The 16211-nt window shown below is 49.5% G+C and carries 16 protein-coding genes; 7 read left to right on the top strand and 9 right to left on the bottom strand.

The annotated features are described in order from the left end of the window. Positions 1-81: 81 nt before the first annotated feature. The 3 genes from H6624_18830 to H6624_18820 all read right to left on the bottom strand — a co-directional run bounded on the left by H6624_18830 (position 82) and on the right by H6624_18820 (position 4458). On the bottom strand, positions 82-2757 hold the full coding sequence (locus H6624_18830; GenBank protein MCB9086402.1) for a valine--tRNA ligase: 2676 nt from the start codon (positions 2755-2757) through the stop codon (positions 82-84). A 127-nt stretch (positions 2758-2884) separates the two neighbouring features. Continuing rightward, complete coding sequence (locus H6624_18825) at positions 2885-3241, bottom strand: rhodanese-like domain-containing protein (protein MCB9086401.1); 357 nt, start codon at positions 3239-3241, stop codon at positions 2885-2887. Continuing rightward, positions 3241-4458, bottom strand: a complete 1218-nt coding sequence (locus H6624_18820) for an MFS transporter (protein MCB9086400.1) — start codon at positions 4456-4458, stop codon at positions 3241-3243. The genes H6624_18825 and H6624_18820 overlap by 1 nt, the downstream gene beginning before the upstream one ends. A 27-nt stretch (positions 4459-4485) precedes the next feature. Here H6624_18820 and H6624_18815 point away from each other — a divergent pair, with 27 nt between their 5' ends. Further along, on the top strand, positions 4486-5586 hold the full coding sequence (locus H6624_18815; protein MCB9086399.1) for a hypothetical protein: 1101 nt from the start codon (positions 4486-4488) through the stop codon (positions 5584-5586). On the opposite strand, the gene H6624_18810 is transcribed toward H6624_18815, so the two are convergent. From H6624_18810 to maf, 5 genes are all read right to left on the bottom strand, one after another. Continuing rightward, positions 5580-5861, bottom strand: a complete 282-nt coding sequence (locus H6624_18810; GenBank protein MCB9086398.1) for a YggU family protein — start codon at positions 5859-5861, stop codon at positions 5580-5582. The genes H6624_18815 and H6624_18810 overlap by 7 nt on opposite strands. Before the next feature lie 21 nt (positions 5862-5882). Then, a complete protein-coding gene (locus H6624_18805) occupies positions 5883-6446 on the bottom strand; it encodes a DivIVA domain-containing protein (protein ID MCB9086397.1) in 564 nt (187 codons plus the stop codon). A 171-nt stretch (positions 6447-6617) separates the two neighbouring features. Further along, the gene (locus tag H6624_18800) at positions 6618-7454 is read right to left on the bottom strand and encodes a pyrroline-5-carboxylate reductase (GenBank protein ID MCB9086396.1); all 837 of its coding nucleotides are present in this window, start codon (positions 7452-7454) and stop codon (positions 6618-6620) included. Between the two features lie 13 nt (positions 7455-7467). After that, positions 7468-8205, bottom strand: coding sequence for a YggS family pyridoxal phosphate-dependent enzyme (locus H6624_18795; protein ID MCB9086395.1), 738 nt, complete (start codon positions 8203-8205; stop codon positions 7468-7470). Continuing rightward, positions 8150-8746, bottom strand: coding sequence for a septum formation protein Maf (gene maf / locus H6624_18790; GenBank protein MCB9086394.1), 597 nt, complete (start codon positions 8744-8746; stop codon positions 8150-8152). The genes H6624_18795 and maf overlap by 56 nt, the downstream gene beginning before the upstream one ends. A gap of 29 nt (positions 8747-8775) precedes the next feature. Between maf and H6624_18785 the strand changes: the two genes are divergently transcribed. The 6 genes from H6624_18785 to H6624_18760 are packed head-to-tail and all read left to right on the top strand — an operon-like array spanning position 8776 to position 15427. After that, complete coding sequence (locus H6624_18785; protein MCB9086393.1) at positions 8776-9681, top strand: type II secretion system F family protein; 906 nt, start codon at positions 8776-8778, stop codon at positions 9679-9681. Then, positions 9681-10028: a DUF192 domain-containing protein gene (locus tag H6624_18780; protein MCB9086392.1), complete on the top strand. Its 348-nt coding sequence runs from the start codon at positions 9681-9683 to the stop codon at positions 10026-10028. The genes H6624_18785 and H6624_18780 overlap by 1 nt, the downstream gene beginning before the upstream one ends. Next, on the top strand, positions 10015-11658 hold the full coding sequence (locus tag H6624_18775; protein ID MCB9086391.1) for an FHA domain-containing protein: 1644 nt from the start codon (positions 10015-10017) through the stop codon (positions 11656-11658). Before H6624_18780 ends, H6624_18775 begins: the two co-directional genes overlap by 14 nt. Further along, positions 11655-12656 carry an FHA domain-containing protein gene (locus H6624_18770; GenBank protein ID MCB9086390.1) on the top strand — a complete coding sequence of 334 codons (1002 nt, stop codon included), beginning with the start codon at positions 11655-11657 and terminating at the stop codon, positions 12654-12656. Before H6624_18775 ends, H6624_18770 begins: the two co-directional genes overlap by 4 nt. Then, on the top strand, positions 12656-14743 hold the full coding sequence (locus H6624_18765) for an FHA domain-containing protein (GenBank protein MCB9086389.1): 2088 nt from the start codon (positions 12656-12658) through the stop codon (positions 14741-14743). Before H6624_18770 ends, H6624_18765 begins: the two co-directional genes overlap by 1 nt. A 3-nt stretch (positions 14744-14746) precedes the next feature. Continuing rightward, positions 14747-15427: a hypothetical protein gene (locus H6624_18760; GenBank protein ID MCB9086388.1), complete on the top strand. Its 681-nt coding sequence runs from the start codon at positions 14747-14749 to the stop codon at positions 15425-15427. 3 nt (positions 15428-15430) lie between these two features. Here the strand turns inward: H6624_18760 and H6624_18755 are convergent, their stop codons facing one another. After that, positions 15431-16207, bottom strand: a complete 777-nt coding sequence (locus tag H6624_18755; protein ID MCB9086387.1) for a hypothetical protein — start codon at positions 16205-16207, stop codon at positions 15431-15433. Between the last annotated feature and the right edge of the window lie 4 nt (positions 16208-16211).

The following is a 16211-nucleotide window of genomic DNA, read 5'->3' as shown; positions in this document are numbered from 1 at the left end:
TCCAAAACTTGTAATACAGCGTGGCCGGATAAATTCTCTTATCCGGCCGTGCCGCATTACAAGTTTTTACCGGGAACATGACTACTTTAGCCGGGCCAAACTTTCTTTCAGTACCGACACCTTTGATTGGTGGCTCTCCAACTGATGCTTGGCCTGAGCGACAACATCGTCCGGAGCATTGGCGACAAAATTATCATTAGACAGACGCCCACTAAGTCCGGAGATTTCCTTTTCAATCTTTTCGATGGCCTTTTCCAGGCGCTTGATCTCCTCGTCAAAATCCACCAGACCTTCAAGGGGAACAATCACATCCACTTTGTCGTCACCGATAACGAAAGGACTCAAGGCACACTTCTGCAGAGCTCCAGCCTCACCAATGAGGCACTCTGACAGTTTTGCCAATCGACAAATGGCCACTTTGTTAGACTGAAGAATCTTTTGCAGTTTATCGTCACTCGGGGCCAAGCGAGCCGTAATCTCCAAGCCCGGTTTGATCCGGTTCTCACCGCGGATGTTTCGAAGGGCCGTGATCACTCCCTTTACAACATCAAGTTCATAAGCTTTTTCTTCAGAACCCGCTTTTAACCACTCTTTGTCGTTAATGGTGCTGGGATACTCATCAACAATGCAGGCTTCAGCCTTGATCGGGAGCTTTTGATAAAGCTCTTCGGAAATAAAGGGGACAAATGGATGCAGAAGCCTCATCAAGCGGTTCAATGTCTGTGCTAAAATCGTCTGGGTGGCCGCTTTCTCCGCGCCATCTTCACCATACATCGTCGGTTTAATAAACTCTAGATACCAGTCACAGAACTCATGCCAGGCAAAAGAGTACACAGCATTGGCAGCATCGGAAAATCGGTGAGCTGTCAGGGCCGCATCAACTTCTTTCATGCAAACGCCCATCTTATAAATGATCCATTGATCGGCGTGAGAAAGGTCCTTGGCCGGAGGAGGCGTCTTTACATCTACACCCTTCAGATTCACACTTTCGAGTGCATTTAGGGCAAAGCGCGTGGCATTCCAGATCTTATTCATGAAATTCCGGTAGCCTTCAAGCCTAGCCTCCGAGAATTTCAAGTCTTTTCCGGTTGAGATTTGAGATAAGAGCGTAAAGCGCAGAGCATCTGCTCCGGTTTTCTCAATCAATTCGACCGGGTCCACCGAATTACCCAAGGACTTGGACATCTTCCGACCTTGCGAATCCCGCACCAAACCGTGAATGTACACGGTTCTGAAAGGTACATCTTTTTTAAACTCCAGGCCTGACATGATCATTCGGGCGACCCAGAAAAAGATAATGTCATGGCCTGTGACCAAAACATTAGTGGGGTAAAAGGTCTTTTGCGTCTCATTTTCCTCAGGCCAACCCATGGTGCTAAATGGCCATAAAGCAGAGGAAAACCATGTATCCAACACGTCCTCTTCCTGGCGAATATTATGACTGCTACACTTATCACAGCAATCTGGATCATCCTCGGCGACGGTGACGTGGTTGCAATCACCGCAGTACCAGGCCGGGATGCGATGCCCCCACCAAAGCTGTCGGGAAATACACCAGTCCTGAATGATGTTCATCCAGTGCAAGTAGGTCTTTGTCCAATTTTCCGGTTCAAATTGAATGGTTCCACTTTCCACAACCCGCTTGGCTGGAGTGGCTAAATCAGCAGTTTTGACGAACCACTGTTCAGATAACAGCGGCTCGACCACTGCTCCTGAGCGAGAACAGTGACCAACCGAGTGCAAATGGGGCTCAATCTGTACTAGGAAGCCCTGCTCCTCCAAATGCTGAACCACCAATTCACGAGCCTTCTTAACAGGCTGACCGCGAAAGGCCTCCGGCACGGTGTCGTTAAGAGTGCCGTCCTTATTGAGGATGTTGAGAAACTCTAGGTTGTGTCTCTTACCCATTTCATAGTCGTTAAAATCGTGAGCCGGGGTGATCTTAACTGCGCCCGAACCAAACTCCTTGTCGACATAGTCGTCAGCGATAATGGTGATCTTACGGCCGGTCAGCGGCTGCAGGATTTTTTTACCAAGCATCTCCTTGTAGCGGTCATCGCTCGGATGCACGGCCACTGCCGTATCGCCAAGCATGGTCTCCGGACGGGTGGTGGCCACGATGATCTCGCCGCTTCCATCTTCAAGGGGATAACGAATGTGCCAAAGATTTCCTTTTACTTCCTTGTACTCCACTTCGAGATCAGACAGGGCCGACTCAAGCTTGGGACTCCAGTTTATGAGACGGGTGCCTCGGTAAATCCATTCCTTTTGATAAAGGTGTACAAAGACTTTTCGAACCGCCTGAGAAACACCCTCGTCCAGTGTGAAGCAGGTTCTTTCCCAATCACAGGAATCACCCAGTCTCTTCATCTGCTCGACAATGCGATTTCCATATTGGTGCTTCCACTCCCATACCTTTTCAACAAACTTGTCACGACCCAGCTGCTGCCTGGTTACTCCCTCTTTGGCTAAGTTTTTTTCTACCACTGACTGGGTGGCAATACCCGCGTGGTCGGTTCCTGGGAGCCAAAGAGTGTTAAAGCCACTCATGCGCTTCCAACGAACCAAGGCGTCCTGGATGGTGTGGTTAAGTGCGTGGCCCATGTGCAATGAACCTGTCACATTTGGAGGAGGGAGAATAATACAGTATGGCGGCTTAGTAGATACATCTTCGGCTTTGAAGTAGCCTTGATTGACCCACCACTGGTAAATGCGTCCTTCAACTTCTTCCGGATTATAACGATCCGACAACTCCATAAGGTCTCCCGTCACCTGCTCACCAAGACCCTTGATCCCGGCCTTAATTTCAGTAATTGTCAGACATTATCACTATTTAGGCCTTCAAGACAAGATGGGAGGGAAGAAGCTTGGGCCTTTGTCGAAATTACTCAGGGGCCTTGAAGTACTCGGCCAAGGCTTGCTTGCCTCCTGCCACAACGTAGACATTGAGGTATTTGGATTTTGTCAGTCTCAGAGCGACCTTACGCGATCGTTTTCCATCTTCGCAAATGAGAACTACCGGCTGCTCCAGGCTAGCCCCCTTTCTCTTTAGCTCCTCCAAAACCCCTTCAGGCCGGATTTTTACACAGGGGGAAAGAACTTCCCCCATCATCTCGAGGACCCCTTCCCCCAATGGGCTTTTGGACAAATCAAAAAACCAAAAAACAGGAATGTTGGTAAGGATATTCTCCAGCTGAAACGGGCCAATTTCCCAGACTTCTGACCGACCAAACAACTTCATTATCGGCCCTCTTGAGCTCGCACGGGTAACCGGGTAAACACAGAAAGACCGATCAAGAGGGAAACAACGACAATCATGGCTCCAGCCCAAAATGGCGTCTGATGTGTGATGTCTCTATAGAACCACCCACCAAGAACCGGCCCCACAATTCGCCCCAAGGCGGACAGGCTCTGGTTGACCCCCATCACGCCCCCCTGCTGGTCCTCAGGAGTCAGCAAACTAATGGACCCAGACAAGGCGGGATTAATAAAGCCTGTCCCCAATCCAAGCAAGGTCACCGCAACCGCCAGTCCCCAAATCTGCCCCGAGAGGGCAATTCCAGACAGCCCTGCGGCCTTCATGACGAGTCCCGACATCAGCATTCGCTTTTCCCCGATCTTGGGCAAAAGTTTGCGAATGAGATAGCCCTGGGTAATCACCATGATCACTCCAACGTAGGCAAAGCCAAGACCTGCCTTTGTCAATGACCACTGAAAATCATCCTGTACAAACAGAAACAATGACGCTTCCATGTGCGCCATCGCAAACGAAGCCAAAAAATACATCACTTGGAGCTGGCCAACTACCGGTCTCTTCAGGTGAATCATGATCATTTCGAACCGAGGTTTCCGCTCGCGCATTCCTCTCTTGCCCATAGGGAGAGACTCTTTAAGAACTCTCCAGGCTACTGCAGCATTAGCTAAACAAATGGCCGACGCCACCACTGCTGCAAAACTTTTTCCAAAAGGAGGTGCCGTACCAAGGAGTTCACCCACCCAACCAAAGAGAGCTCCAAGTGCGGGCCCCAAAACAAATCCCAAACCAAAAGCAGCACCGACCAATCCCATGTTTTTGGACCGATCCTTCTCTTCAGTAATGTCTGCAATATAGGCCATAGCTGTTGAAATGTTAGCGCCAAATACTCCTGCAAAAAGGCGAGCCGCAAAGAGCAGCCAATAAGTCTGGGCCATGGCAAAGATAAGGTGAGCCACTCCCGCCCCGACCAGACTCATAAGAATAATTGGACGTCTGCCAAACTTATCGCTCAGTTGCCCCCATAGTGGGGAGAACAAGAATTGGGCACCTGAATAGACCGTCATCAGCAGCCCAACCTGAAGGGCATCTGCTCCGAACTCAGAAGCCAAATAAGGGCTCAAAGGGATGATGATCCCAAAACCGATGAGATCAATAAAAACAGTAAAGAAAATGACGATAAGGGGTTTCTTTTTTGTGCTCAATGGCCAACCTGTTATAATATATACGTTATGTTGACGACGACTCTTCGAAATGCCCGAATCTTAGTGCAGTTTGGGCTCGCATTCCAGCTTTGTGCGCTTTTCGCAGCGGCGCTTCCGAATTTCTCTTGGGCAGAGCCCATTTTTTTTCGTCCGGACACCCACCGGGTATCCATTTCCACCTCCTACTTTGATTCTGCTGCTAATTTTGATCCCGAAGACGGTACATTTGTGCGCCTTGGAGATGAAAAATATTATAAAGCTCTTAGCATTGGTGTCTTATGGGATCAGGTTGTTTCCAAGCGAGCTGCGTGGCGGTTTGGATTCAATGCCGCACAATCCGAGAGCTTTGATGGTTCTTTTGTGCGCAAAAACTCAGCCCTCACCGACATTATGCTTGGTTACCAATTTTTTTGGATCGCCAGGCCTTTTAAGTTGAAGCCCGAGCTGTTTATCTCCTACCCAGTGAAATCAGTGGAAGTTACAACTGATGAATCCATTGCCAGTGAAGGGGTGCCTACGGCCAAGCTCGGCCTGTGGATGCAAAAAAAATGGCTGACCCTGGATAATTACGCTTACGTCGGAGCAACCTATCGTGCGGAGGGAAGATCGGCATTGGCTGAGTATGCCGTCGGCACCAAGAAAGATTTAGAAGGCTTGGAGTTTGGCGCAGAAGTCAGAGGGTTTGAAAGTGTCACCGATGATGAATTCACTGATACACCGACTAAGCGTACAGTTGTTACAGACAAAGTCAATGGCGGCAGCCTCAAGTATTATGGAATTAATCCATCGCTCTTATCTGCCAATTTTACTGTCGGCCTGCAGATGAGTGACGCCTTTTCCCTGCAAGGAGGTTATGGTTTTGATATTCAGGGAAAGAGCATGGCCAAGGGTACGACAATTTTTTTCAATCTTATCTGGGATTTGAATGCCACTCATGAGGAGTTCACCAAGAGTCGACGCAAAAGCCGACGCAATCAAGACGTGGAAAAGTTCAATGTGGAAGCAACCGAATACGACGAAAGCCTTTTCCGTGAAGAAAAGCCCAAACCAGTGCGTAAGAAAGGCAAGAAGCCCAAAAAATCCGTCGACCAGATCCTCAACGAAGCTGAAGAGTATTTGGATCAATAGAGCTGCAACTTGCCGGCAATGCCCTCCAGACCATCGCCACCAATGACCACCAGTTTTTTTCGACTTGCAGATCCTTTGTCAATCGTGATTCGACTTTTGGGAATACCCAAATACTTGGCCAAAAATCTGATAATTTCCTCATTGGCCTTGCCTTCGACAGGAGGCGCGTGGACCTTGAGCTTCAGGGCTCCGTCAAATTCTCCGGCAAAGGATGTTTTTGAGGCGTTAGGTTGAACATAAAGGGAGAGCCTTAGCTCTCCCTTTACAAAATTCAAATAGGATTTCTTCAAAGACAACTATAGATCCAAAGGTTTTGCGGCCTTGGCAACAACCTCGCTCACCTTCGCCTTGATGATATCTTCCTCATTCATCGGCGCCTGAAGTGGGGCTGCTTCAACAGCCGGGCTCGGCATGATTTTTTGACCTTGCTCAAGCATAGTGAGATGGGACTGAACGAGCGCACGCAAATTGTTTTCAAACTGCATACGCACACGTTTAAGATCAGTGATTTCGCCATAAATCTTTTTTAAGGAATCCCGAGCATCGCGAACAATCATTTCCGATTTTTGATTGGCATCTCCAATGATCAGCTTGGATTCCCGCTCGGCATCCTCACGAATCTTCTCAGCCATACGAGTTGCCGTGGTAATAGTGGTTTTTAGCAACTCATCCCGCTCTTTGAATTCAGCTATGGCCAGTTCCTTTTCTCTGACCGCCTCACGCAAGCTATTACGATCACGCACGAGAGATTCCATCTCGTCGGCTACAATCCGCAAGAAGTCCATCACCTCATCCGGATCAAGGCCCATCATCTTTCGGCCAAACGTCTTATGGGCTATATCAATCGGCGCAATCTTCATTTTTCCCCCTGGGTTCTAATACTCTCTCAGCTTAAGGAAGACCCCATCTCCAATCAAGAACCTGTTCGCTCGATGAGCTCCCTGTTGACAACTTGCAATATAGAGTGAGGATAATCCCCCTTCTGAGTGATGACAAAGACTGGAAAAGGCACGGTTGGTTTTAAGCAAAAACTAGACCGAGGTCTGGCCTAGCTCTCGGTCGCGCAGCACGGCTTTTTCAAAGCTGTAGCGGATTGCCCGCTCCACTTCCAATTCGCCCATGGAATCAAGGCCTGCTGCTGTCACCCCTTTTTTGGATACCACCCTGTTCTGAAGATCCTGCAGGCTGGTGCCCTCCGCTTGATCTGCCAGCAAAGATGCGCCCAGAAAGGTTTTGACGGTCATGGCCCTCGCCGTTTCCGCATCAAATCCATGTTCCTCTAACCACTCCTGCCAATAGATCATCAGTTCAAAAACAAAGCCAATTCCACTGGAACAGGACACAGTGAGAGCCTCAAATTCTTCTCCTTCTTCCACCTGTACCACAAAACCCAAGGGGCTGAGGAGGTCCTCGGCAAGGCCATCCATGCCTTTAGCTGACTCCGCCAAACAGTATCCAACAACTGATTTGTTTATCGTGGCGGCCGTATTCGGCATGGCGCGAATAAGGATTTTCACATTTCTCATTACTTTCTGTAGGGATTTGATCGACACACCAGCCAGGAGACTAACAACTATGTGCTGAGGGCCAAAGGATGATGCAATCGGCTCAATGGCCGCATAAAAATCCTGAGGCTTAATTCCCAATATCACAATGTCGCTTCGATCGAGCAATTCCTCAATGCTATTGACCGGATTAACTCCCAGTTGATCGACCAATTTTTGTAGCTTTCCCGGTGTGCGATTGGTGGCAAAAATGTTGGAGGCCGGCACCTTGCCCGAGTTGATCAAAGCCCGGATGATCGCCTGCCCCATGTTACCGGTGCCGACAAATCCAACTTTTTTTGATTTCAGATATTGCTCAGTCATGAACTCTCCTCCCCTACTGGCGGGGACCAAACAGCAGGGTACCCAAACGAACGAGTGTGGCACCCTCTCGAATAGCATAACCAAAATCGTGTGTGGTTCCCATAGATAATTCATTCAGATGATGACCCACATCTCCGCTGGATAACTCCGACCGCCATCGATCCCGCAACTCACGCAGACGGGCAAAACTGCGGCTGGACTCCTCGGGAGACTGCTCAAGACTCGGCATTCCCATGAGCCCACAAAGCCTGATTCCCGGAATTTGTTGAATTGATCCGATTAAGGCTGGACCGTCGGCTTCATTGATCCCATTCTTCGTCAGCTCGCTGTCAACATTTACCTCGATAAGAATATCCTGCACACTGCCCCTTCCGGCTGCCAACTCCCCAATTTTTCTTACTAGGGACACGCGATCCACAGAGTGAATCAAATCCACAGAACCGACAATGTGCCTGGCCTTGTTTGACTGTAGATGCCCGACGAAGTGCCACGTGATTGGCAAATGCTCTAAAGACTCTCTCTTGCGCAAGAACTCCTGTGCATAGTTTTCACCAACAATCCGTAAACCCGCTTGGACAGCGGCTTCTACGGAGTCAACCGGCTGTTTTTTTGCGACCCCAACCACACGAACCTCAGTGGGGTTTCTTCCCGCCGCCTGAGCCGCTTCGTGGATCTGTTCTTGGATTTTTTGCCAATTATTGGCGATCGAAGTTCCAGCCATTGTCTTTGACCAACTTTTTGAATAGCTCAATGGGAAGTCCCACGATATTGGAATAGGACCCCTCTGTCTTCATTACAAACTTTCCGCCCTCGCCCTGAATAGCATAAGCACCTGCTTTGTCCATTGGTTCGCCGCTTTGTACGTAAGCAAGAATTTCGTCCTCGGTGAGAGGCCGAAAGGTGACCAAGGTCTCGTCCGACTCGACAATAGATCGACAGTTGTCCACATCATAGACACAGACTCCCGTGATAACGCTGTGCGTTTTTGCAGAAAGTTGGCGCAAAAAGAGCTGGGCTTCGGGCGAATTTTTGGGCTTTCCCATGATCGCGCCGTCGAGAACCACAATGGTGTCTGCGGAGAGAATTAAAAAACCATTATTTTTCAGCGGTTTAGCCTCTTTGACGTAGGCCTCGGCTTTGGCCCGGGCCAGGGATTCCGCGACGGCTCGTGGATTCAGGTTTTTATCAATTATTTCCGATAGTTTAACTGAATCCACGCGGAAAGAAAAACCTGCATCTGTTAGCAGATCACGGCGACGCGGAGATTGGGAAGCAAGGATGAGTTTGTGCATGAGCTCTATAGATCACAAAAAGGTTGTGAATGTTAAGCTTTGATTTCTTAATCCTATTAAGCGGATTGGGGTTAGCAGCCTTGGCTGTTTACCTTTTCACCACAGCTGTGTTCACAAACAATTCAGACGCCGATGCGCTCGCCTGGGCTTCTGGCGATGAACCACGCAAATCCAAGTCGCCCCTGGTGAACTTCTCCCGCCCTCTTGTTCACAACTTCACTCTGCAACATGCACTGCGGTTTAAGAATGAACGCTACCGTAAAAAAGTTGAAAAGCTCATTTTGACTTCAGGTCTCTCCCAGGAAATCAACGTCAACGAGTTCATTGGACTGCAGATTCTTTGGGGCATCATGGTCCCAATCGTTTTGGTGATACTCAACTTTGCCCTGCAACTCGGATACCCCTATTGGTTCTGCCTTGTCTTTGGCTTAGTTGGCTTTCAGTTCCCGCATTTGTACGCCAATAACGAAAAGAAAAGGCGCTACGTCAGCGTGGTTTGCGACCTTCCCTTCTTCATCGACCTATTGGCCCTGTCAACAGAGGCGGGACTGGATTTCATTAACTCCATCCAGCGGATCGTGGAAAAGGCCGAGAATAGTGTGTTGGCGGATGAGTTTTCCATTATGCTCAAGGACATCAAGCTCGGAAGCTCAAGGGCTGACTCGATGAAAGCTCTTGCCCAAAGGCTCGACATACCCGAGATCACGAGCTTCGTTGCCGTGGTCACCGATGCGGATTACACTGGCGCCCCAATTTCCGTGGTTTTGAAAGACCAATCTGCACAAATGCGCCTAGAGCGATTTGTGCGCGCCGAAAAGGCCGGATCAAAGGCCTCTCAGGCCATGTTGATTCCGATGATGGTGTTTATTCTTCCTGCAGTCTTCATTATGGTATTTGCCCCAGTCATCCTTCAGTTTTTCTATGGGGGCAAGTGATGGCACAACTTAAGAACCTCACCAAAAACCAAATCATTACGGCCAAGGTCATTGAGGCCAGAACTTTTTGGGAGAGAAGCAAGGGGCTTCTCGGCCGCGACGGCATTGATCGGGACACCTCGATGTGGATACATCAGTGTCCGAGTATACACACATTCTTCATGCGCTTCACAATTGATGCCGTGTTTGTTGACCACCAGCTCAAGGTAACGAGCATCAAAGACAAAATCCCTCCAGGGCGAATCACCGTTCCGACATTTGGTTCGAGCTCAGTTTTTGAAATGGCCGCAGGCCTGGCGAGGGAAATGAATATTCAGGTAGGAGATCAACTGCATGTGGGTGATTAGAGTTCTCTCAGGCCCACAAGCGGGGCAAACATACAAACTCTCTGAGGGCACCAATGTCATCGGTCGCGAGCCGGGCTGTGACATCATCCTGGCTAGTGGTGGAGTCTCCAAACAGCATTGTAAGATTGACGTTTTCGATGGCAAACTGATTATCACCGACCTGGGCTCCCGTAATGGAACCTTTGTAAACGGCGTTAAGGTCCAGAGCATTCGCCTTCAAGGTGCTGAAAAAATCGCCCTTCACGATGTCATCGTTGACATCAACAAGGCAACCGTCGCGGCCCCAGCATTCGGTGGCGGAGCCGGATATCAGCAGGGAATTCCCGGAGGTGGGCCGCATTACCAAGGTAACGTCGCCTACCAATACAATCCGGGGTACGCCCAACAGCCGGGCCCACAAGCCGGGCCGCAGGCCGTTCATCATGGGGCACCGGGTGCATCGGCTCAGGCTCAAGGCAAGCCCACTCTTTTTAAGTTGGCCCAGAAGTACATCGACGACGTTGCCCTTCCAGGTGTTTACAAATTGCCAGAGATCATGGAATTCAAGTGGGTGCTGGCACTGTTCATGGGCGCCTTTATTTTCTTTGTAACATCACTCTCGGCTGTACCCTTAATGCGAATTCTCAAGGCAAGCATTGAAAAAGAAAGTCAGCGCCGAGCCCTGACCATCGCCCGTACGCTGGCCAAAGTGAATCGGGCACCCTTGAGTCAGGGGATGGAGTCTGCCATCAATGTGGATATTGCGTCTCGGGAACCCGGAGTTGAACAGGCTCTGATCATTGACAGCGTTGATGGCAACATTAAAGCCCCCGCATCAAGAGCCGGACAGGTTCCTGATTTGCCATTCATTCACGAAGCCCGCCGCGAAGGCAAAGAAGTTGTCACTCAAATTGATGACGGTACGATTGGGGCCCTGGTTCCTATTGAGTTTTACAATCCCGAAACCGGCTCGCAAGCTGTGACCGCCTATGCCGCCGTGATCTACAACATGGGCTCATTGGCCGTTGACGACTCGAGGACTTTGAGTCTTTTTATTCAGACCTTCTTCATCGCCCTGATTGTTGGGTCCATCTTGTTTTTCTTCCTCTATAAGGCCATAGAATTCCCAATTCGCAGTCTAAACGTCCAACTGGATCGAGCACTCAAGGAAAATCGTGACGACCTCAAAACCAGCTATCTTTTTCCACCTTTGCAAAAGCTGGTTTCAAACATCAATAGCGCCCTCAGCCGTATGGGCGGCGATGACATGGGGGGCGGACGGGCCATGGAATATGATCGCAGTTCCGAGCTGAGTAACCTCGTCCAGCTTGTTGGCTTCGGCTGCATGGGCATCACCGCCCATGACAATACCATTCAAGCCGTAAATCCCGAGTTTGAGTCCAGAACGGGAATGCATTCCCAGGATCTGGTGTTCCAAACTGTCGACAAGATCAACGACCAGGCTCTACGATTGAATATTGCTGACTTAATTGAGCGATGTACTCAAACTCCTTATCAAATTGCTACAAACAGTTTGGAGATTTCGGGAGAAACCTATGAAATCGCGGCCCAGGCGGTTCACGGGAGTGAAAATGTCTCTTACTTTTTGATCACCCTATTACCTGGGCCATCGGGGGGTGAAATCGTATGATGAAGGGTGGTGCGGCACCCGCACTTGCACCAGGATTTGAATTCTCGCTTGTCGTCCTCAAAGGCGAGGACCAGGGAGCTGTGTATCGTCTGACGGGACAACAGATCACCATTGGCCGCGGACAGGATAACGCTATTCAATTCCCGAACGACATGAAGTGCAGTCGTCATCACGCAGTGATTGAGTTTAATGAGAACGGTATTGAAATTGAGAATGTTTCTGATTCAAACCATGTAATTGTCGACAACAAGGAAATTCACAGGGCACGCATCAAACATGGTTCGGAAATCATAATTGGGGAAACCAAATTGCGGCTCAACGTTAAGACCCCCACTCCAGCAGCACTGGGGCCTGCTGGAGTAAGTGGCGGATTGGCTACCCGCCCGGACGGATCCCCATTGCCCCCTCCCGAGTTTGGCAATCAGGCGACGGAAAACACCTTTTCGCCCTCAAAGCAAAAAAGGGGCGGAGGTCTATTTAAGCTCTTGGTCGTTGGCCTTGGCCTACTGTTTGTCTACATCATGACCTCGACGCCAACTAATAAGAAAGAGGCCACTGAAATTCGAACTGATGAGGCCGTTGAGGCTGAAATCGAGAAGGCAAACAAACTGAGGGAAGCTGCCCTTGCCAAGAAAAACAAGGCTGGAGAAAACAGTCAGCAATTTGAAAGTGCTCAGGCGGCCTATGTACGCGGATTTCGTGACTACAAACAAGGTAATTTTGGTCGCGCGTCTGAGGCTTTTCAAGCTTGTCTGTCGCTGTTTCCCAATCATGTCCTGTGCAACCGCTACCTTGGTCTGGCAAGAAGAAGATTCAACGAACTTGTCCAATACCACATGATTTTGGGTAGAAAGTATCGAGAACAAGCTCAGTACTCAGCCTGCCGCGCTTCATTTCGAAACGTAATGGTCATGGTGCTGGACACAAACAGCGCCATATATAAGGAGGCGAAGGCCAACTATGACGCCTGTGACACGATGCTAGAGGATCGATTTTAATGGCTAGGATTAGACTGAAATTACATGGCAAAGATGTTTCGGTGATCGACTTAGTCGATGGCCAAGAATACATTTCTGGCCGCAGCCAGGATTGCCATATTCCTTTAGCAAATCAAAAAGGGATTTCACGTCACCATCTCAAGATCTATCAAGATGGAGATGCATGGATTGCCCAACTCATCTCCCGTTATGGATGCTTGATTTACGAAGGTACAGAGGCTGAAGCCATTCAGCTTATGGATGGGACCGCTTTCCAGGTTCCCCCCTATGAATTTGTATTTGTCGATACTGAGACCCCCTCGGCCGAGCTTGCCCCGATTCAGACCGAGGACCAACCGGCAAGCCCTGGAAAAACCAATCTAACATCGGCGTCAACATCGACGGCGCCCACAAGTGCCATGCCGACTCCCTACGGAAACGGCCCTGGAATTCCACCAGCAAAACAGCCTCCTGGAAATGGGCTGGTGCCCTCTGGAGGAGGTATACCAGGCATCGGCGGTGAGCACCTACCCGAAGGCAATCTTGAAGCAACCTCTCCAGGTTTAACGGATCTAACTCCCTATTTGCGGATTCGCTATCCTGGCCACGACCGTGATGATGTTCTCGAATTGGAAGGAAACCTGTGGGTTGCTGGACGGGATGCCAACTGTGAGATTCCAATTGATGATGGGCACGTTAGCCGCCGCCACTTTGAGCTGACCCAAACAAATGAAGGTATTTACATTACTGACCTGGGTAGCGCCAATGGTACCGAGGTAAACGGACAGCCAATTACTCCGCATGAGCCATTCCGACTCAATAGCGGAGATCGCATCGCCATCATGGATCTCACCGTCGTTATGGAGCTTCGAGATACCAACTTTAAAAACAAGATGATGGTTGTTGGTGATCTACCTCCACCACAAGTTCCTGCAACGGTTGATTTTAACGCGCCGATGCCTTTCAATCCAAATCTGTATTTCGACCCAGAAGGCCCTTCGGCCGTGAAGCTTGGTGCTCCCGAGCCCACGGGAGCGAAAGCATTTTTCATTGGTCTTAAAAAGAACAAAGTGAGAATGGCTTTGGTTGTGTTAGTGCCTTTGGTGCTCATTGGACTGATGATGCCAGACAAACCCAAAAACGGCCAGACCGAGAATTCCTCGCAGGAAAATGGTCTACTATTTGAAAACCTCACACCTGAGCAGAAGTCAGCGGTTAAAGACATATTTAATCTCGCCCGAAATCATTACACGCAGGGCCGATACGAGCTGTGCCTGGCTGAACTCAACAAGCTACATGAAATCATACCATTTTATGAAGATTCCAAGTCACTACAAACCCACTGCGTTTCGGGTTCGGAGATGACAAGAGAAAACCAAGAGCTTGAACGCAAGGAGCGGATGCGCCTGGAAGCTCAACAAAGAATTCAGTATATCGTCACCGAATGCCGTACCAAACTTGGCAATGATGCCAGCATGGATGCCGCCAAGGAGTGTTTGGGTCCGGCTATTGAATTGGACCCCACAGATGCCGGTATCATGGAAATCCTCACTGCAATTGAAGCCCGTGAGGAACAAGAACGCCAGCAAATGATGCAAAAGAATGCCCTTCAGTCACGAGCCCGTGCCGGTGAGTCTCAGTATAATAAGGCGAAAAACCTCTTTCAGAAAGGACGCCTCCGCGACTCGATCAAGGAATATGAAAGGTATTTAAGTGGTGGATTCCCAGACTTGAAGGGACTTAACCCAACAGCAAAACGTGAGTTGGCCAGCGTACGCAAGCAGCTGGATGTGAAGGTTCAGGATAAGCTCTCCTTGTGTAAGTCCCATTACGAGAAGAAGAATTACAAACCGGCCATTGAAGCCTGTAACGCTGCCCTTGGCGAGGACCCGACTCACAAGGAAGCAAATAGCACCAAGGCCTCAGTTCTCTCCGACTTAAGAAGGGAAATGAAGGCCATATATGAAGACAGCGTCCTCGAGGAAAGTCTTGGCGAAATCGAAGGCGCCAAAGAGAAGTGGAAGAAGATCATCCAAAATGACATTGAATCGGACGACTATTATCAAAAAGCAAAACGAAAGCTTCGCAAGTACGGCATTGGAATGTAAGAAATGAACCTACAGGAACGCTCCTACAATGGCCAATTCACGCGACCTCGTCCAGAAGTGCACGTTGAGGAGCACGCCTCGCTGGTTATTATTGCCACGCCCTGGGGAAATCGGTCCGGAGCCCGGAGGGCCATTCAATCCATTACTGAATTCTTTCTTGCAGCCAAGGACGACGTGGAAGTGACGTCACCATTTCAAAAGCTCACTTGCCTGTCTCCTATGGCAAATAATCTGCGCGTTGCTGTCATGCTTGCCAATGACATTGTCTATCAGGAAGAAAATCGGAGTGAATACCTTTCTGGCCTGGAGCTGTTTGTTGGTGCCAAAGATGGCAATGAATTCTCATTTATTCAGGTCGGCCATCCGCAAATCTTCCTCGATCGCCCAGGGGCTGATTTGATAACCACGGGATGCCTAACTGACCTGGCCTTAGACTTTAGTCCCAAACGCAAAAAATTTGCTCCATTGCCCAACACACTGTTAGGAGTTCACAGCACAACAGCACCAACAATTCGCACCTTGCGAATTGGCGAAGGTGACCGTGTCGTACTACTGAGTCACAGCTGGGTGCCCACACCTTTTTTTTCCTTGGAGCGTGGAAAGAGAAATTTGGATTCCTTATCTTCTGTATTGGCAAATCAGGCTCCGGATGAGCCCTATTGGCTTGGATATCTTGAACCCTGATACCTAGAGCTCCACTTCCTCTACCATGACCTCTTCGTTTTCCTCGAATTTTTCAATTCGGTAGGAGTCATCTTCTGACTTCGGTTTGGTCTTCTTCTTGGATCGGGGCTTTTTCTTGCGCTTTTTCACCTTGCGCTTCTTCTTGGCCTTGGGCTTGGGCTTTTCTTTAGATAACTCAGTGTCTTCAAAGTCCGCCTCACCGGAAAGAAATTTCTGAGTATTGTCGTCTATTCCGCTTTCCCCACTATAGTCTTTGACCGCTCCCTTACCTGTTTTTGGGTCAAAGTAATAGACGGCGGCAATTCCGCCTTCAAGTCCACCGGCTGTACGACCACTCAAAAACAAGACCGGCGCCACTTCCAGACGAACCGACCAGGAGGATTTGGGAATGAGATACTCAAAGGCTCCGCCAATTCGCAAACCCAATTGAGAGTCCTCCTCCTCCTTGTCGCCCAAGTAAGCGGAGGCCATCACTCCGCCAAAAACATTAAAAAGAGCCGTGCCCACCCGCCGATCCATCTTCCAACGATCATCTTCACTAATCAGATAAATGGCATAGTTGGCATGGGTCACAAGAAACTCGTCAATTGTGAATCCTACGTCGGCAAACCACGCTCGTTTCCAATCAATCCAACGTTGATAACGGGCTGCAAAAGGCTGCCCAACGACACCGCCCCAGCCGTACTGCCCACTCTTGAATCCGGGAAACTTTGAGCCACGTCCGGCAATCTCGTCCTCACCGACAGCAGTGACCGTGAAAAGGACCAAACCGAGAAACAAGATG

The sequence above is a fragment of the Pseudobdellovibrionaceae bacterium genome, from assembly GCA_020635075.1.
In the GTDB taxonomy this organism is placed as follows: Bacteria; Bdellovibrionota; Bdellovibrionia; order Bdellovibrionales; family UBA1609; genus JADZEO01.
Note: the sequence above shows the minus strand (reverse complement) of the source record. Positions and strands in the feature narration are given on the sequence as shown.